Below are 18,045 nucleotides of genomic sequence, written 5' to 3'. Positions count from 1 at the left end.
GGCTACACCTCCTTGCCCAGAATAAGTGTTGTATGACTGGACATGATGCCACCCTGTCCGTGTACAAGCGCAACCTCAGCATCATTTACTTGTCTCCTGCCTGCTTCGTTTCTTAATTGCACAACAGCTTCCGTTAAAGCAAACATGGACCCCGGGTTACCCGGATGGCAATGGGAGAGTAATCCACCATGTGTGTTAATTGGAAGTAATCCCCCTAGATCAACGGCTCCACTTTCCACAAATGCCCCACCCTCTCCTTTTTCACAAAACCCTAAATCCTCTAATTCAATTAAAACGGTAGGAGTGAAACAATCATAAAGTTCCGCAAAATCGATATCATTTGGACCAAGACCAGCCATTTCATATGCGCGTTTCCCGGAATCGACAGCAGCAGAAGTGGTAAGACTTTGTGCCTGGCTGATATGTTCATGTCGGTGACCTTCACCTACACCGAGTAAATATACCGGTTGCTTCGAGTAGTTTTTTGCCTTTTCCCTGGAAGTAAGAATTACTGCTGAGCCACCATCAGATATAAGTGAACAATCATATAAATGAAGCGGATCTGCAATCATGCGCGAGTTCACTACATCCTCCACTGTGATTAATTCACGCATTTGTGCTGCTGGGTTTAAATGAGCATGTTTTCGAGCGGTAACAGATACAGCAGCTAATTGTTCTGCCGTGGTACCAAACTCAGCCATATGTGCTCTTGCAATCAACGCATACAATGAAGGTACAGAGGGCCCATAGGGTGATTCGAATTGCGGATGGCCAGTAGAAGCCTGTGTTTTCATCGCTTTTTCTTTAGAAATCCCACTTCTTAGGCTATCCGCCATGGTGATAAGCACCGTATCACAAATACCTGTCGCAATGGCGGAAGCAGCATGGTGCAAAAGAGAAAATGTTGTTCCTCCTCCAGTACCAACACTGATACAATACTTAGGTTCTATTTGCAGATATTCAGAGATTGCCTCCGCATGATATAAAAACGGCTCTGCCCAAGAATCGCATGAAACGATCCCGTCAATCTCATCTTTTGTAATGCCAGCATCATCCATTGCTTTTAGAGCCGCATCTACACAAAGTTGTGTAGCTGACATATGAGGAACAACCCCAACATCTGAATCTGCTGCACCAATGATTGCAGTTTTGCCTCGTAATGATTCCAATGGATTTCCTACTTTCTGTTTTTAATCATGCATTACCGGACTACTTTATATTCTGCCGCTTCCCTATCCCAAGTCTCATTTGTGATTCCCTCTTCACGAAGCTTATATTTTTCAATTCGTTGAGAAGGTGTTCTCGGAAATTCATGAATAAAACGAACATATCGAGGTACGGAAAAATATGGCAGCCTTTCTTGGCAAAAGTCCAGCAGCTCTTCCGCATCTAGCTCACGACCATCTCGTATCTTTACAACTGCTAAAACTTCTTCCTCCGATAATTCTGAAGGAACACCAATGATCGCTGAATCCTGAACAAATGGATGTTTATTGATGGCATTTTCAACTTCATAGGATGATATATTTTCACCTCTACGCCTTACAACATCTTTCTTCCGGTCAACAAAGTAAAAATACCCATCCACATCTACTTGCCCTCGGTCTCCCGTATGAAACCACAAGTTTTTCCATGATTTAATGGTAGCTTCCGGCATTCCGTAATATCCAGAAAACATAATGGAAGGTTCCTTAGGACGTACAACCATTTCACCAGCTGTGTTTGGTGGACAGGGTTTCCCATTTTCATCATGTATTTGTACCTCAAAAATGGAAAGTACTTTTCCACAGGATCCTTTTCTAAATGACTCTGCCCGATTTACGGTTGCCAACCCAATCTCCGTCGAACCATAAGCCTCCGTAATTTTTACATTAAATCGTTCTTGAAATGATTCATATATTTCAGCTGGACACGGAGCACCTTGGATTTGCCTCACGGTATGGGTAGCATCGTTTGGTCGTACTGGTTGTTTCATTAAAATCGTTAAAAGGGATCCCATATAATTGAATGTTGTAATTTGCTCTCGTCTGCATATATCCCAAAATTTAGATGCTGAGAAGCGATTATGCATTACAACATCACTTCCAGCTAATAATGCTGCAAGAATCGTTGCATATCTAGCGTTAACGTGGTAAAGAGGAAACATGGTAAACAACCGATCAATAGGAGTATAGTTCATCAGGTCACAACAGGACCTAGCCAAGGCAAAATTAGCTCGGTGACTAAGTATCGCTCCCTTCGAAGGTCCGGTTGTGCCTGAAGTAAAAAGAATTAAGGAGTGATCTTTCGGTTTAATTTGGATTTCTATATTTTCATCAGTAGCATTATCTATTAAACGTTGATTGGAATGAATGGAAATATTTTCTATGATTACGTTCGAATCGTCTTCCCCAACAACAATGACATGTTTTAGGCAGTCTAATTGATCACTTATTCCTTGAATTCGATCGACCCATTCAGACTGGATAACGATTACTTTACATTCCGCTTGATTAAGAATAAATGCTAAGAGGTCTCCACGAAGTCCTGTATTAATAGGAACTTCCATAACACCAATCCTTGTTAATCCTAACCAGGTGGTTAAGAAATCCGGACAATTCGGGAGCATCATCGCACAGGTATCCCCCTTGGATAAATCTAAAGAAGACAATGCATTTGCTGCCTTGTTTCCACCAAGATGAAATTGATTATATGTGAGATCCTCACTTTCAAAACGTACAAACCGTTTATCAGGATTTTCTCTTGCTCGGAATGCTACTATTTCTCCAAATGTCTCTGTGCCACTATACATATTCATCTCCCCAATTTCTTAGAAAATAAAATTAACGTTGCACCTGATAACCTGCTAATTCACGATCCCAAGTATCCTCCGTAATTCCTTCCTTGCGAAGTTTATATTTTTCAACTCTTTGGGATGGTGTCCGCGGTAATTCATTTAGAAATCGGACAAAACGCGGCACCGCAAAATATGCCATTCGTTTTTGACAGAAGTCCAATAATTCCTCAGTCCCAAGCTTTTCTCCAGTTTTTAAAACTACGATGACAAGTACCTCATCTTCTGTCAGTTCGGATGGGACGCCAACAACAGCAGATTCATAGATTTTTGGATGGCTGTTGATAACACTTTCCACTTCATAAGAAGAAATATTTTCCCCTTTTCTGCGAATAACATCCTTTTTCCTATCAACAAAGTACAGATATCCATCTTCATCCATTTTTCCTGTATCTCCTGTATGAAACCATAAGTCTTCCCAGGCTTTAACTGTAGCTTCTGGACTTCCATAATATTCCGCAAACATTATTCCAGCTTTTTTTGGTCGTACTACAATTTCCCCACTCTCCCCAACTGGACAGGGGAAACCCTCTTCATCTTGTATTTCACATTCATAAATCGGTACTGTTTTTCCGCAAGCGCCTTTTCGAAAGTCTGATGCAGGATTCGCCGCTACCGTTCCTAGTTCTGTCGATCCGTACACCTCTGAAATTTCAATTTCAAACCTCGTCTGAAAGTCTTCATAAATCTCAACTGGCGTGGGGGCACCATATGCTTTCTTCACAGGGTTGTCAGCATCGTCCACCTTTTTCTGCTGCTTCATTAGAATAGATAGCATGGATCCCATAAAGTTAAAGGCGGTAACATGCTCACTACGGCAAATTTCCCAAAACCTCGAGGCTGAGAAACGATTATGCATCACGACATCACAACCTGTCAGTAAAGCCACCAAAACCGTTGTATATCTTGCATTCACATGGAACAACGGAAAAACCGTATACAAACGATCTTCCTGATCATAGTTCATTAAATCGCATGCTGTTTTTGCTACACTAAAATTGGCACGATGACTCAACACGACACCTTTCGAAGGCCCCGTTGTACCAGATGTGAAAAGTATGACAGAGGGATCGGATGGCGTTAAAGTAACATCAATTGGGGTAGCTTCTGACTGCTCCATTAAAGTTGTAAATGAATGCCACCTGAAAGAACTCGCAGGCTTTTCATCTTGATTTCCTACTACAATAATGTGTTCCAGATAATTCAGTTGTTCCTGAATGGCAATTATCCGCTCCACCCACTCCACCGATAGAAAAATTGTTTTGCATTCCGCCTTATTGAGAATATATGCAAGTAAGTCTCCCTTGAATGCAGTATTAATAGGCACCTCAATGACGCCCAATTTTGCCAGACCTAACCATGCAGACATAAATTCCGGACCATTTGGAAGCATGACCGCACATGTATCACCCAATTCATGGCCTATTCGCTTTATCATATTTGCTGCTTTATTTCCAGCTTCATTAAATTCACGGTATGTTAAATGTCTATCCTCAAATTTTATAAAACACTTATGTGGATATTCATTTGCCCGTGTCTCTACAATTGCGCTAAAAGTCTCTAGCCCGTTATACATCAAATCACCTCTTATTTATGGCAAAAGTATGATTAAAGGGATGAACGCTTAGAAACAGATTCTGATTTATTCTAAGCGTCCTTACTACACAACGATTAATTAAGATCCACCCACACATTTTTGACTTCTGTATATGCATCAATGGAAGCAGCACCATTTTCTCGGCCCAAGCCACTTTGTTTATAGCCACCAAATGGAGAATTAGGTTCCGTTATGTTATACGTATTAATCCACACATTACCTGTTTTCATAGCATGCGCTACTCTGTGTGCTTTCTTCAGGTTCGTTGTACAAACCCCACCACCTAAACCATATTCTGTTTGATTCGCCAGACGTATGACTTCTTCTTCACTATCAAATGGTATAGCAGAAACGACCGGGCCAAATATCTCTTCCTTTGCAATCGTCATCTCACTATTCACATTTGCCATAACAGTTGGTTTTACAAAGTACCCATTTTGTAATTCACTTTCTGCTGCCTTACCACCGAAAAGCATTTCTGCCCCTTCCCTTTGCCCAATGTCCATATAATGTAAGACACGTTCCTGTTGTTTGGCAGAAATTAATGGACCAATATCAGTTGCCTCATCAAACCCATTTCCGAGTTTATATTTACTAGCATATTCAGCCAAATCACTCACGAAATTATCATAAATTCCTCTTTCAACAAATAATCTTGAGCCTGCAAAACAAACTTGTCCAGAGTTCCAGAAAACAGCATTTGCTGCATTTTGTAATGCTGTTTCATAATCTGCATCTGAAAAGATAACATGTGCAGACTTTCCACCTAATTCCAGCGTGACTTTTTTTATATTTACTGCACTGTTTTCAATAATTTTTCTACCAACAGCTGTTGAACCAGTAAATGCGATTTTATCTATATCTGGATGTGAAGCTAACGCATCACCCGCTGTTGGACCGTCACCTGTAATGATATTAACCACACCATCTGGAAATCCAGCTTCTTGAATCAGTTCTCCTAAGCGCAATAAACTGAGAGGAGTTTCCTCGGATGGCTTGATCACCACTGTATTCCCTACTGCAAGCGGTGCAGATATCTTCATCACAGCATTCATTAACGGAGCATTCCAAGGGACAATCCCTCCACATACTCCAAGGGGTTCTCTTCTTGTATAATTGAAAATTTCACCGGGTACGGATGATGTATGAGTCTCTCCTGTAATTTTCGTTGCCCATCCGGCATAATAGCGGAAATTATCAGCTGCAGCTGCTGCAAAATTTGACGTAAGTGTTAACGGTTGACCATAATCAAGTGTATCCAAATGTGCAAATTCCTCAGCATTTTCTTCAATTAAATCGGCTAACTTCAGAATAAGCCTTGCACGTTCATTCGGTTTCACCTTTGACCAGGGGCCCTCAAATGCTTTACGAGCTTGAATAACTGCCTGATTAACATCTTCCCTGCCCGCATCAGGAGCGGTTGTAATTACGGTTCCATCTGCTGGATTCCTTATTTCTCTTCTTTTTCCGGAAATAGCATCCACCCATTGTCCACCTATCAGCATTTTTAAAGATTTAGAAGCAAATTGAGCAGCTTTCGGATTCAAAGAAACTAACGTTGGCATCATTCATCTCTCCCTACATTTGTAAAATTCTTAATATATGGTAAACTTAGAACATATTTATAGCATACCCTCAATTGAAATCGCTTTCAATCATTAATTTTAAAGAGAATGTTCATTACTAAACAGTAAAACTGAAATTGTTCATTAATTTAAAATAGAAGGGGTTTTTATATGAAAAGATCCAATGATAAAAGAGTTAATAGAACGAAGAAGGCATTGAAAAATGCACTTCTGTCTCTTATGGAGAAAAAGAAATACGAAGACATTACGATCACTGAAATTGTTAAACATGCTGAATACAATCGTGGTACTTTTTATCTTCATTTTGAACAGAAAGAGGATTTATTAGCTGAAATGATGGAAGAAATGTTAAATGAACTTGCTTCCGCTTTTCGAAAACCTTATAAAGATTTAAAAGAGGAAGTAAATATTGTTGAACTTTCTACCATTTCCATTTTTGACCATTTTATTGAGAACAAAGATTTTTACAAAATTATGTTGGGCCCTAACGTAAAGATTAACTTTCAAGAAAAAATGATCCTATCATTGCAAAGTCACTTTAACGAAGACGTCAATTTTATCATTAATGATTGTGATTCCGAGATAGACTTAAAACTCCTTTATCATTACCGAGTATACGGAACAATAGGATTAATACTAGAGTGGATAAAAAGCGATTATCACTATTCCAGGCAGTTTATGGCTGATCAAGTTGTAAAAATAGCCACATTTCATACTGAAAAAGTTTCTATTAAAATGTAATATTAATGTCGAGGTTTAATAGTAGACTTTTCTAGACTCTTACTTTTTAACAATATGTACATACCTGCCACACAAAAACAGCACACTCCCCAAGGAAGTGTGCTGTTTCGTTATCTCCTAATCGTTAATTCGGTTACTAATGGTAAATGATCAGATGCCTCTGTATAAATTACCTCTGGGTTTGTAAATTTGATATCTGGTGATGTGAGAATATAATCAATTCTTTTCATTGGGTCAACTACCGGAAATGTATTCGAATTCTCCACCTCGGAAAATGTATCAACAAAATTACCCTTATTTAATAATAATTGAAATTCTTCACTGTTAGGTTCTGCATTTAAATCACCGACCAATACACTTGGATCCTCAAATGAAGATTTTACTTCGATTATTTCTTCAACCTGTTTGTTTCTTTCAGGTGCATTCAATCCTAAATGTGTATTAAAGAAATTCATCTGAACCCCTCTGACATTTATTTTTGTACGCAATAGTCCCCGCTGTTCATTTCCAAAACTGCTCAAATAAATATTTTCTGAGTCGATAATCGGATACTTACTTAGTATACCTGTTCCATACTGTCTATTTTCTTCTTGCCCTTCGGCTGGTTCAAGATTCAGGTTAGCACCGTAAACATAGTGATACCCCAATAATTTTGCTAATTCCCTTGTTTGATCTTGAAAATCACTTCTATCCCCATAAAAGCGATCAACCTCTTGAAGTCCAATAATGTCTGCATCTGCATCCTGAATTACCTTAGCGATTCTTGGTAGATCTAATTTACCGTCTTGTCCAACACCATGGTAAATATTATAAGACATTACTTTAACATCTACCTCTTGCCCATAATCATCCGCAAAAACATTACTAGTTAGTGAAAATACTACAAGGATACTCAATGCTAGTCCAACGACAGTTTTCTTCATAAGAATAACCTCCCCATATTTTTGATAATTATAAAGTACTTAACCATTGGTTCGAATAAAGGCTGTTAACACGGACATGAATAAAATTGCTGTTAGCGAGAAGTGAATTTACTTATCAAATCTGAATCTCTCCCTTTATCAATATTTATCTTTAATTATAGAGGAAGTCTATTAAAGTACTGTAAATCGAATATAAAGAAATGTAAGGAAAAGCGAGAGATTAGTAGTGATTCGAAAGACCCTGAAAAAATCCCATGGACAAATACTCTGCCAATCCAAGACTCGCTTCTAGTGAATCGCTCGTTTTTATTTGGTCTAGTTTGCCGGGACATGGACCTGTGTCCCCACGTACCACCATTTCCACATAAAAAAAACGGTAGAACAAATTGTTCTATCGTTTAGTAATATCGGTTCCTGTCATGTAATTGATATTTGTTATTTGTTTGCGATTTTTGCAGCTACTTCATAAATAAGGTCTTCCTGTCCTCCGACAGCTTGCATGTTACCAAGTTCTACTAAGACATCTCTTTCATCAATATTAAACTGTTTAGCAGCTTTTTCTGTATGTAGAAGAAAACTAGAATACACTCCAGAATAACCCATCATTAAGCTCGAACCAGTAACCTCTTGAGGACGTGGCATATATTTAGCAACAACGTCATTTGCTACATCTAGAATTTTATATAGATCAATTCCTGTTTGATATCCCATTTTCTCAAGAACGGCAACCATTACTTCCGTTTGCGTATTACCGCTTCCTGCGCCTAATGCACGTAAGCTTCCATCAATATACGTGGCACCCGCTTGTACTGCAGCAAGTGTATTTGCCATGGCCATCGATAGGTTGTTATGACCGTGAAATCCAATTTCACAAGTAAGTTCATTTTTTAATGCAGTAATTCTTTCGGTAACCTGATGAGGTAGGAGTGCACCAGCAGAGTCGGTTACATAAACAACTTCTGCTCCATAGCTTTCAAATAATTTTGCCTGTTGTACGAGCTTTTCAATTGGTGCCATATGGGCCATCATTAAAAATCCTACTGTTTTTAATCCAAGTTCGCGTCCTAATTCAATATGCTGTTTCGCAACATCTGCTTCTGTCACATGGGTTGCAACACGTACCATGTTTGCGCCTGCTTTTACAGCTTCATTTAACTCATTCTTCGTTCCAATCCCAGGAATAAGCAGTACAGAGATTTTTGCCTGACTGCATTCAGCTGCAGCAGTTTCAATTAATTCCAGCTCATTCACTTCGGATAGACCATATTGCAGGGAGGATCCACCTAAGCCATCACCATGTGATACTTCAAAATAATTCACACCAGCCCGGTCCAAACCTCTTGCCGTTTCTCTTACTTGTTCTTTTGTAAACGCATGCCTCATCGAATGGCTGCCATCCCGTAGTGTTACGTCAACGATTTCAAAATTGCGATTCGTCATCTTACTTCACTCCTTCTTTAGCTGCATGAGATCGTTGTAATGCTAATTCATTCGCTACCCTTGTTGCCGCTGCTGTCATAATATCTAAGTTACCTGAATAAGTAGGGAAGAAATCTCCTGCACCTTCCACTTCAACAAAGACAGAAATCTCTTTTCCTGAAAATTGCGGTTCTGTATTCATACGATAACCAGGAACGTACGTTTGAACTTCCTTCACCATATCATGGATAGACTGAACGATTTCAGCTTCTTTCCCTTCTTCTTCTACAGTTGCATGAATCGTATCACGCATCATAACTGGTGGTTCAGCAGGATTTAAGATGATAATTGCTTTTCCTTTTTTTGCACCACCGACTTTTTCAATCGCTTTAGCTGTTGTCAGAGTAAATTCGTCAATATTTGCTCGTGTTCCTGGTCCTGCACTGCTGCTTGAGATGGTCGCAACAATTTCTGCATATGAAACAGGGGAGACACGATTAATCGCATGAATAATTGGAATCGTAGCTTGACCACCACAAGTAACTAAGTTAACATTTGGTTCGCTTTGTAATTGATCCAAATTCACTGGTGGTACAACGAATGGTCCAATTGCAGCTGGCGTTAGGTCAAATACTTGTTTTCCAATTGAGGTTAGTTTATCACTATGGGATTGATGCACTTTCGCAGATGTTGCGTCAAACACCATTTCAAATTTGTCCGGATGTTCGAGAAGTCCATCGACACTTTTGGTTGTTGTAAGGTATCCACGTTCTTTCGCTAGCCGCAACCCTTCTGAATCAGGGTCAACTCCTGCTACCATTGTTAGTTCTAACGCATCTGATCGTTCAATTTTATACATTAAATCGGTTCCAATGTTTCCTGAGCCAAGAATAGCAACTTTACATTTTGACATAAAAATCCTCCTTAATTTTTAAACGTTGCTGAAACGGTTCCAAGATTTTCAAATTCCGCTTTAAATTGATCTCCGTCTTCCATTGGAATAGCTTTGGACAGAGCCCCAGCTAGAATAATCTCTCCAGCGTTTAGTGAAATATCATAGGCACCAACCTCATTTGCCAGCCATGCAACTGCTTCAATCGGATTACCCATTACAGCAGATCCGTACGCAGAATCAATGAATTCATCGTTTTTATATAATGACATTTTTACTTCAGGAAGATTAATTTCACTCAATCGTTTGGAATCTTTTCCGATGATTGCACCGGCTGATGATCCGTTATCTGCAACAGTATCTTCAAATTTAAACTTCCAATCTCGTATCCGGCTATCGATAATTTCAACAGCTGGTACAACATAATCTGTTGCTTTTATAACATCTTCTATCGTTACTCCAGGACCTTTTAGTTTCTCCTTTAAGACAAAACCAATCTCGAATTCTACTTTCGGCTGAATAAATTGGTCTAAAGAGATGGCCGTATCTTCTCTGTAGATCATATTTTCAAGGAGATGACCATAATCAGGAGTACTTACTTCTAACATGTCTTGCATGGCTTTACTTGTTAGTCCAATTTTTTTACCAACCACTTTTTCACCATTTTGCTTTTTGTAATCAATTATATTTAATTGAATTTGGTAGGCTTCGTCTTTTGTAATTTCTTCATGCGATGTAAATGCATCGATGGTTTCTTTTGTTTTTTCTGCTTCAATAAGTGAATGAACAGCTTCCTGTATGTTCATCGTTTACTCCCCTCGTAAGCTATATAGTAGAAACACTTCTAACTTGAATTTCTTGTGCAACAGGTATTTGGTGTAACCAAATAATGTCTGCTTTTTCGTTCGGAAGAAATCGGTATTTTAGGTTTTCTGTTAAGTAGATACCATTCCGATTTGCAGGAATAATGACCTCTGTCTCAAAAAGTCTTCCATTTATTGTGATAACTACCTTATACATCCCTTGGTCGGGGAGTATATAATACGGTGTTAATCTGAAACACTGCCCGTCCCAGTACACCCCGGTTTCATAATATCTTCCGAGAACATTTGATAACTGTTCCATTTCTCCTTTAAATATGAGCTCGCGTATCCATGTTGAGCTGATCTTTTTTCCATAAAAATCTACCTTATCAACTTTTGTTACGTTAATCCGATGAGAAGAATCACGTTTTAAGCGATCAATATTGCCGGCTCCTCGGTGGCCATAGGAAAAATCAAATCCAGCTACTGCATGAATAACACTCATGTCAAGCAGGTAGCTAGATATAAATTGTTCCGGAAGAAGGGAAAGAAAATCCTTATCAAATTTCACCACATAAAACTTATCCACACCCAAGGATTCTAAGATGGAAGCCTTTTTTGAAAGTGGCATGATATAATCAAACTCCGTATTGTCTTTTGATAGGATCGTTTTTGGGTGTGGAAAAAAGCTCATTACTGCCAGTGAAAGGTTTTTTCTTTTTGCGACACCACCGGCAGTCTTAATCACTTTTTTATGTCCATTATGAATCCCATCAAAGAATCCCAATGCCATTACATTTGGTGTTGAATAGTTTTTCCAGTATTCACGGTTAGTGGAATTTAAGTGTATCGTTTTCATAAGGATTTTCTCACTCCTTCTTTTTGCTTATATTTATAATTAACTATAACTAGCCGTTACTGGGTTTTCTAATGAGCGATATTTTCCTTTAGAGAAAATAAGTGGTTCACCGTCTTCTAAATGAACATCCGTTACTTGACCAATGAAAATAGAATGATCACCTTCTACATATTCTGATTTAACCGTACAGGCAACTTGTGCAAGGGCTCCTGGAATTACCGGCTTTCCGTCCAGATAGTCAAATTTGAATTCGCTTTCACTTTTTAACTGACCAGCAAAAACCATTGATAGTTCCTTTTGTTCTTCTGAAAGGATGTTAACGGAGAACTGCCCACTCTCCTTAATTTTCGTTAACATATGTGCATCTTTCTTTAGTGAAATAATAATTAGTTTTGGGTCTAGTGACTGTGACATGAAGGCATTCGCTGTCATTCCATGCGCACCTCTATTTGTTTCCGTTGCGATTACAGTAACCCCTGTTGCAAAATTCCCCATTGCATTTCGGAATAAACGATCATCCATTTTAAAATCCCCCTTCGTATTTTAAATTCCGTTTCATTCATACTCAATCTATAAATAAAGATTCAAAGCACCAGCGCCCAGTGGAATGATTGTTCCTCTATAAGTTTATAAACAATTATTTGCTTTAGAGATCCAGTTTGTACATTACATTAGGCGCTTCGGCTTTATCTTAATTGGACTGGTATTGTTTCATCCAGTTTTTATTGATTGCTGTTGTATCTTTAAATGATTCTGGAACTTCAGCACCCCACCATAGGCGCCCATTTTTCTCATATGCTTTCTGTGTCCATGCGACAGGTTCCTGATCAAGATCACGTTTGTAATCATCGGAATAAATTTCAATTCGATGTCCATCAGGGTCTTTGATGTACAGGAAGAATGCATTCGTTACACCATGGCGACCCGGACCATATTCAATATTATTGCGGTATCCGGCATCTGCAAGTACGTCTGCTGTTTTAATAACTCCTGCAACACCGTCAACAATATAAGCAACATGGTGCAGGGATGCTACTTCTTTATGCACTAAAGCGATATCATGTGTGTTTGTTTCTCTGCGAATCCAGGCAGCATATTTGTCTTTTCCGTCTTCGCTTTCCACATATTCAGATATACTGAAGTCAAAGTTCTCCCAGTATTCCCATTCCTCATTAACACTTGGTACACGTAGGTTCATATGGTCAATACGTATTGGAGGAACCCCATTTTGCAAATGTGTTCTCCTCATTGGAAGAATAACATCTCTATTTTCCCCGTGATACACATTTAATTGTGGGGAACGATGGTAGAATGCTACTGGATGTCCGCTTGGAGTTGTGACTTTAAGCACTCTTCCGTGATCCGCGTCTTCTGCTTCTTCTACATGTACCCCAAGCTCTTCATTTTTCTTCTTAATATCGTCTAAAGCCGCTTCGCTTGATACACGAAGTCCAAAGTGATCTAATGATATATTATCTTTATCTTCATTCAGAATTAATGAATATTCATCAAATTCTTCAGCAGCACGTAAATATGCTTTTTTTCCTACTTGTTTTGTTTTAATATAACCTAAAACTTTTTCATAGAAGTTGAGTGATTCCTCTAAATTTGAAACATTTAATTGGGCATACCCCAAGCGATAAATCATTCTCATCACCATCCGTAATCTAATTTTTTTAGAATCTATTGTATAATTTATTGTTAGTTGAAAAACGATCATTTAAGATTTATTTATGTTTCAGCATAAAGTCGGTAAGTTTTTTATTGAATGCTTCTACTTGTTCCCATTGTGGCCAGTGTCCAGCATCATAGATTACTTCAAGTTCTGCTCCTGGAATCATGTCTTTAATCGGGCCTGCTTGTTCTACTGTAGAAGTAGGGTCGTGATCCGTCCAAACTAATAGTGTTGGTACATCGATCTTCCCACACCATGATGGGTCCCAAATATATTTTTTCCTTGGTTCAATTTCTTGAAGGTGAACAATATTATAGACCGCTTCTTGGTAAGATGGCTGTGTATATATTTGACGTCGGTTTTCAATCAGTTCATCAGTTACAATTGACTTATCGTACATAAGCCATTCTAATCTTGTCTTTACATTTTCATAGTTTGCATTTACTACAGCATTAATAGTAGATTTTTTGAGACGTTCCATAACTTCCGGGTCACTGTTAACATTACCAGGAGTATTTAGTACTAATGCTTTAGCATAGCCTGGATGATGAGCTGCAAACCATGCTGCTACCCAACCGCCTAATGATTCACCGGAGATAAATGCTTTCTCTAAGTTCATAGCTTTCATTAAATCGAGTAAATGGTCACTGTAATCATCGATGCCATATGGCTTATTAGGTTTATCTGTATAACCATGTCCTAACATGTCAACAACAAGGACACGGAAATGTTTACTCAATCCTTGCATATTTTTTGCATATGCCTCGATATGACCGCCTGTACCATGAAGAAGGATGAGTGGTTCACCCTCGCCCGCTTCCAGCACTCTAGTTTTTACTCCATTTGCATCTACATAGTATAGTTTAAATTCTAGATCAGCTAATTCATTCCAAATTGTCATTTAATTTTCCTCCAAATAATTTATATATCTTCTAAATCATCAAAGAAATACCTCATTTAAGATACTTTTAACTAGAGCAAAACGCTTACATCTTATAATGTGCTAAAAAAATCATACCCTATTAACCACGAACGCCACTATCAAATCCGAATAATTCCAACCCATATGCTTGAACAGAGTCCTCATATAGAGAAGTTTTATGTGTAGCAACGGCTAAAACATCACGGAAGAATTGTTCAATTGGTCCGCCTTTATATAATGCAGCTCCACCGAGTGTTAGCAGAACGCGTACAGCAATTTCTGTACAAATTTTCGTTACTTTCGTTCGAATAGCAAAGAACTCTGCTGCTGAAGTTTCTTCTACATTGTTTCGAGCATTTTCGAGTTTTGTAATATATTGATCCATTAAAGCTTCTGCTGCATGAAAATCAGTTGTTATTTCTGCCATTACACGTTGACTCCGTGGAGATTCACTCTCTAGTAAACCATTATCCATTAAACGTCTGCGTTTTTCAGTAGCATTTTTGAATTCATCAATGATGCGCTTTGTTCCGCCAAGTGCCATATATGGGAATCCCAAGTAAAACGCTGGGAAGAATGGAACATGATAGAACGGATAGTCTTTATCATAGTCATCTTCTGGTGGTCTACCATCTACTTCCATACGTGATACTGGAAGAATTCTTTCTTTAGGTACATATACATTGTCGGCAATAATTTGATTACTTCCTGTACCTCGAAGACCAAAGGTATCCCAGTTCTCAACGATTTGAAGATCCGATGTTTTTAGAATAGGCAAACACACTTCTGGTTTGTCCATACCAGGTAATTGCATATCTACACCAACACCGATCCAATCACTATAATTAACTCCACTTGCAAAATTCCATTTACCACTAATGCGGTAACCATCGCCATCTTCTTCAGCCGTTCCAATGGCAGCAAAGATATCACTGATTAACCCACCCTGATTAACGATCTCATCTCTTGCTTCTTTTGGTAAATACGATGGAAGTGTGTTATGAAGCGGATATAGAAATGTCAGCCATGAAGCTGAAACATTATAATAAGCCACCGTACGAACAATTTCCCCGAACGTTCTTAAATCAACTTGAGGACCACCATATTCTTTTGGTAATAATATTTTTGAAATCGGTGAATCTTTAATCGCTTGAGCAACATTAGCAGAAATTGATGCGTTTTTTTCAGCTTCTGCGGATTCCCTTTCTGCTAATTTTCCAATTTCTTTTGCGTCATCTAGTAATTTTTGAATGGTATCATTATCTGTTTTGTTTAACAATGCGTTTACCATAGTTGCACTCCTTTTTGATAACTTTTAATATTTATTTTGTTTAGATTATTGGTATCGCTTACAAATAAAAGTATAAGGAACTATCAGAAATTTATCTAGAGCAAAAATTGTCTTGTTAACGGAATAAAAAGCAAAAAGTGCTCTTTTTATTCCATTTAAAAGACCGCCACTGTTTGAATGACGGTCTCTCTTTAAGATAAATATTTTAACTGAAGACTAAAAAATAGGTTGACTAAGCATACGTTTTTAATTTAATCTCCATTCACCTAATGCGATCAGTGACTGAAGAATGAGCAATATCTCGTGCATATCATTTGGATTACGTAAGTCTCTATTCAGTAAATCTTCTATTTTACTAATTCTGTGTCTTAACCCTCCCATGGATAAGGTTAGGTCTGACGTGGTTTTTTCCAATTTTCCACCGTTTAATAAATATAAATATAATGTTCTTATTAATTCATCTGCATTTTTTTCATCTAGCAGTGGACCTAATTCTTTCTCGGCAAGAAGTTTGATTGCCTGTTTATTTTTTGAACTAATTAACACACCTAGAATTCCCAAATTATTAAAAAATGTTAATCCACTGTCTGCACTTAACCCTAATGCAATCGTAGCCTCTTCAACATACTTGGTGATTTGTTTAATATCATCAGCTATATTACTTATTCCCAGAGCAAATTCATTCTTCTTATATTTTCTTTGTAAATACTGATAGAAATCGGTAAATAATTTAGCTGCTTGGTGTTCTTTTAATTGGTCAATACTGATATAGACGGTTAATTTCCCTTCATGATGACCTGCGAGGATGTGTTGATTTCTCTCTTTAAAATAATAAGTTGTTGTTTCGTAAATTTGCTCATCTAGCTGAAATTCTTCTTCGATGGAATGGTGGTTCAGCTGATAATCCATTACCATGATATAGTATGGATTGGTTAAATCCACTCCAGTATAATTACCTCTCTTCACCATCTCGGCTTTAGGTAAATTGCCGTCGATAATTCGCTCTAGAAAGTTTCCCTTCATTCGTTCAAAGGATTCAAATTTTGTCTTTTCGTTTAGGTGAATAAGGGAAATAGCATTGCTGAAACGTTCTAAGAGCAGGTAGTCTTTTTCAAAATCTATATTTTTCTCATTCGTGTATATAAATGAACAGTATCCAATAATTCTTTGCTGAACAATTATTGGAAAGGCCAATCTCTTTTGTATATCTGTTGTAATGGATTCTCCCTTTTCCTTGTGATTTACATGAATGGATTTCGAGTCTTTCATAGATTCATCCAAATCCTCTTTTAACATCGTGTATTGTTCATCGGTTAGCCCTGCATACGTAATCTTTTCGGAATCCCTATTTTCAATAGTGATTGGGATCCGTATAAGTTCAAAAGCTCTATTTGCTACTTTTTCCAAGTCACTGCCACCAACTATCTCCTCGGTTAGCTGCTTTTGGAAATCTGCTAGCCCTTCAAGGAATTTCTGCTGTTCAAGCAGTTGTTCATAGGTATAACTTAACTCGTTTATAATTGTTTGATCTTTAAAAAAATGAAGATCTTCTTCATTTTCGCTTTCCCATTCTTCTTTTGTTTTAATAACCCAGCTGCATTCCGAGTCACCTCTGCCTACACAGGTTAGTTCTTTGGCCAGGAGTGTTTTTTTCAAAATCGTCGACATATAACCGCTTGAATATCCCACGAGTGTGTGGCAGACTGGTGTATCCGAGATACCTTGGATTTTCCTGTATTCCCTTGCTTCATAACTTTCAATCCAAACACCTTGTCCTAGTACGGATGTTACGTTATCATTATGATCCAATTGCACCTTGCATTGGTGATTAATTCCTGCAATATGGCCATTTTTTATATGAAGCCTTGGTCCATACTTAATTAGGGCATCTATCGGTAAGTTTTGTTTTAATGCTTCTTTTCCATCGTTGATCCCCATTTCCCAGCCAAAATGAAACAAAAAACTTTTGACACGATTTTCTCCGATATTCTTTTTAAGTTGATCAAAAAGAATACCAAATATAGAAGAAGAAGTTATAATTTTTCGGTTGGCATCTGTGACTTGAATACGATAAATCTCTTTAGGGACATGAATTTCCATTTTACCAATCCTCCCCATCAATCATTGTTTTTATAAAAGTTTAGCAAGTATAATAATTTAGCAGCAAGTCGGCTCTTACCTCGCCATGTTTCCTATCCCATGTTTAGATTACAGGAGTTCATTTAAAGCATTAGAATTCATCGTTGACATTTATCAGCAATTTTTTTATACTACTTGATATGTCGTTATATTACCAGAATATTAGCAAACGGAAAATAAAAACGAAAATTCAGAGAAAAATGATGTACTTTGATTTTCTCCACCTTTTACTGGATGTACGCTAATAAAGGAGGGGGTTAAATTTGTAAAGCCTTGATATTTAAGCTGTTGTCGCGATTGTTTGTAAGTTTGATGGATTACTTTCAAAGAAAGCAGTCTCACATTATATTACTACAAGACGCAAA

The 18,045-nt window shown here is 37.9% G+C and carries 15 protein-coding genes; 1 reads left to right on the top strand and 14 read right to left on the bottom strand.

All coding sequences use genetic code 11. The annotated features are described in order from the left end of the window. Positions 1-2: 2 nt before the first annotated feature. The 4 genes from BV906_RS04430 to BV906_RS04415 form a co-directional block, all read right to left on the bottom strand. Entirely contained in the window at positions 3-1,169 is a 1,167-nt protein-coding gene (locus BV906_RS04430; protein WP_087972249.1) for a thiolase C-terminal domain-containing protein, read from the bottom strand. A 32-nt stretch (positions 1,170-1,201) separates the two neighbouring features. Then, the gene (locus BV906_RS04425) at positions 1,202-2,791 is read right to left on the bottom strand and encodes an AMP-binding protein (protein WP_176330268.1); all 1,590 of its coding nucleotides are present in this window, start codon (positions 2,789-2,791) and stop codon (positions 1,202-1,204) included. Positions 2,792-2,822: 31 nt separating this feature from the next. Next, a complete protein-coding gene (locus BV906_RS04420; RefSeq protein ID WP_087972247.1) occupies positions 2,823-4,409 on the bottom strand; it encodes an AMP-binding protein in 1,587 nt (528 codons plus the stop codon). A gap of 95 nt (positions 4,410-4,504) precedes the next feature. Then, a complete protein-coding gene (locus tag BV906_RS04415) occupies positions 4,505-5,998 on the bottom strand; it encodes an aldehyde dehydrogenase family protein (RefSeq protein WP_087972246.1) in 1,494 nt (497 codons plus the stop codon). A 168-nt stretch (positions 5,999-6,166) separates the two neighbouring features. Here BV906_RS04415 and BV906_RS04410 point away from each other — a divergent pair, with 168 nt between their 5' ends. Continuing rightward, the gene (locus tag BV906_RS04410) at positions 6,167-6,757 is read left to right on the top strand and encodes a TetR/AcrR family transcriptional regulator (protein WP_087972245.1); all 591 of its coding nucleotides are present in this window, start codon (positions 6,167-6,169) and stop codon (positions 6,755-6,757) included. Positions 6,758-6,867: 110 nt separating this feature from the next. Here BV906_RS04410 and BV906_RS04405 read toward each other — a convergent pair whose 3' ends face one another. The 10 genes from BV906_RS04405 to BV906_RS04360 form a co-directional block, all read right to left on the bottom strand. Continuing rightward, positions 6,868-7,680, bottom strand: a complete 813-nt coding sequence (locus BV906_RS04405; protein ID WP_087972244.1) for an endonuclease/exonuclease/phosphatase family protein — start codon at positions 7,678-7,680, stop codon at positions 6,868-6,870. A gap of 435 nt (positions 7,681-8,115) precedes the next feature. Continuing rightward, positions 8,116-9,120 carry a 4-hydroxy-2-oxovalerate aldolase gene (gene dmpG, locus BV906_RS04400; protein WP_087972243.1) on the bottom strand — a complete coding sequence of 335 codons (1,005 nt, stop codon included), beginning with the start codon at positions 9,118-9,120 and terminating at the stop codon, positions 8,116-8,118. A gap of 1 nt (position 9,121) precedes the next feature. Beyond that, the gene (locus BV906_RS04395; protein ID WP_087972242.1) at positions 9,122-10,012 is read right to left on the bottom strand and encodes an acetaldehyde dehydrogenase (acetylating); all 891 of its coding nucleotides are present in this window, start codon (positions 10,010-10,012) and stop codon (positions 9,122-9,124) included. Positions 10,013-10,023: 11 nt separating this feature from the next. Then, the gene (locus BV906_RS04390; protein ID WP_087972241.1) at positions 10,024-10,797 is read right to left on the bottom strand and encodes a 2-keto-4-pentenoate hydratase; all 774 of its coding nucleotides are present in this window, start codon (positions 10,795-10,797) and stop codon (positions 10,024-10,026) included. A gap of 19 nt (positions 10,798-10,816) precedes the next feature. After that, the gene (locus BV906_RS04385; RefSeq protein WP_087972240.1) at positions 10,817-11,653 is read right to left on the bottom strand and encodes an FAD synthetase family protein; all 837 of its coding nucleotides are present in this window, start codon (positions 11,651-11,653) and stop codon (positions 10,817-10,819) included. A gap of 39 nt (positions 11,654-11,692) precedes the next feature. Further along, positions 11,693-12,175, bottom strand: coding sequence for a flavin reductase family protein (locus BV906_RS04380; RefSeq protein WP_087972239.1), 483 nt, complete (start codon positions 12,173-12,175; stop codon positions 11,693-11,695). A 169-nt stretch (positions 12,176-12,344) separates the two neighbouring features. Beyond that, the gene (locus tag BV906_RS04375) at positions 12,345-13,301 is read right to left on the bottom strand and encodes a VOC family protein (protein ID WP_087972238.1); all 957 of its coding nucleotides are present in this window, start codon (positions 13,299-13,301) and stop codon (positions 12,345-12,347) included. 79 nt (positions 13,302-13,380) lie between these two features. Then, positions 13,381-14,229 (bottom strand): alpha/beta fold hydrolase, encoded by an 849-nt coding sequence (locus tag BV906_RS04370; protein ID WP_087972237.1) that lies wholly within the window; start codon positions 14,227-14,229, stop codon positions 13,381-13,383. Between the two features lie 121 nt (positions 14,230-14,350). Beyond that, complete coding sequence (locus tag BV906_RS04365; protein WP_087972236.1) at positions 14,351-15,541, bottom strand: acyl-CoA dehydrogenase family protein; 1,191 nt, start codon at positions 15,539-15,541, stop codon at positions 14,351-14,353. Positions 15,542-15,787: 246 nt separating this feature from the next. Continuing rightward, positions 15,788-17,641 (bottom strand): helix-turn-helix domain-containing protein, encoded by a 1,854-nt coding sequence (locus BV906_RS04360; RefSeq protein ID WP_087972235.1) that lies wholly within the window; start codon positions 17,639-17,641, stop codon positions 15,788-15,790. Between the last annotated feature and the right edge of the window lie 404 nt (positions 17,642-18,045).

Source organism: Oceanobacillus rekensis (assembly GCF_002153375.1).
GTDB lineage: Bacteria > Bacillota > Bacilli > Bacillales > Amphibacillaceae > Oceanobacillus > Oceanobacillus rekensis.
Note: the sequence above shows the minus strand (reverse complement) of the source record. Positions and strands in the feature narration are given on the sequence as shown.

What these genes read in the sequence shown, in the direction of transcription:
- BV906_RS04425 (WP_176330268.1), bottom strand. Translation starts at nt 2,791, where the DNA reads ATGTATAGTGGCACAGAGACATTTGGAGAAATAGTAGCATTCCGAGCA.
- BV906_RS04420 (WP_087972247.1), bottom strand. Translation starts at nt 4,409, where the DNA reads ATGTATAACGGGCTAGAGACTTTTAGCGCAATTGTAGAGACACGGGCA.
- BV906_RS04415 (WP_087972246.1), bottom strand. Translation starts at nt 5,998, where the DNA reads ATGATGCCAACGTTAGTTTCTTTGAATCCGAAAGCTGCTCAATTTGCT.
- BV906_RS04410 (WP_087972245.1), top strand. Translation starts at nt 6,167, where the DNA reads ATGAAAAGATCCAATGATAAAAGAGTTAATAGAACGAAGAAGGCATTG.
- BV906_RS04405 (WP_087972244.1), bottom strand. Translation starts at nt 7,680, where the DNA reads ATGAAGAAAACTGTCGTTGGACTAGCATTGAGTATCCTTGTAGTATTT.
- dmpG (WP_087972243.1), bottom strand. Translation starts at nt 9,120, where the DNA reads ATGACGAATCGCAATTTTGAAATCGTTGACGTAACACTACGGGATGGC.
- BV906_RS04395 (WP_087972242.1), bottom strand. Translation starts at nt 10,012, where the DNA reads ATGTCAAAATGTAAAGTTGCTATTCTTGGCTCAGGAAACATTGGAACC.
- BV906_RS04390 (WP_087972241.1), bottom strand. Translation starts at nt 10,797, where the DNA reads ATGAACATACAGGAAGCTGTTCATTCACTTATTGAAGCAGAAAAAACA.
- BV906_RS04385 (WP_087972240.1), bottom strand. Translation starts at nt 11,653, where the DNA reads ATGAAAACGATACACTTAAATTCCACTAACCGTGAATACTGGAAAAAC.
- BV906_RS04380 (WP_087972239.1), bottom strand. Translation starts at nt 12,175, where the DNA reads ATGGATGATCGTTTATTCCGAAATGCAATGGGGAATTTTGCAACAGGG.
- BV906_RS04375 (WP_087972238.1), bottom strand. Translation starts at nt 13,301, where the DNA reads ATGATTTATCGCTTGGGGTATGCCCAATTAAATGTTTCAAATTTAGAG.
- BV906_RS04370 (WP_087972237.1), bottom strand. Translation starts at nt 14,229, where the DNA reads ATGACAATTTGGAATGAATTAGCTGATCTAGAATTTAAACTATACTAT.
- BV906_RS04365 (WP_087972236.1), bottom strand. Translation starts at nt 15,541, where the DNA reads ATGGTAAACGCATTGTTAAACAAAACAGATAATGATACCATTCAAAAA.
- BV906_RS04360 (WP_087972235.1), bottom strand. Translation starts at nt 17,641, where the DNA reads ATGGAAATTCATGTCCCTAAAGAGATTTATCGTATTCAAGTCACAGAT.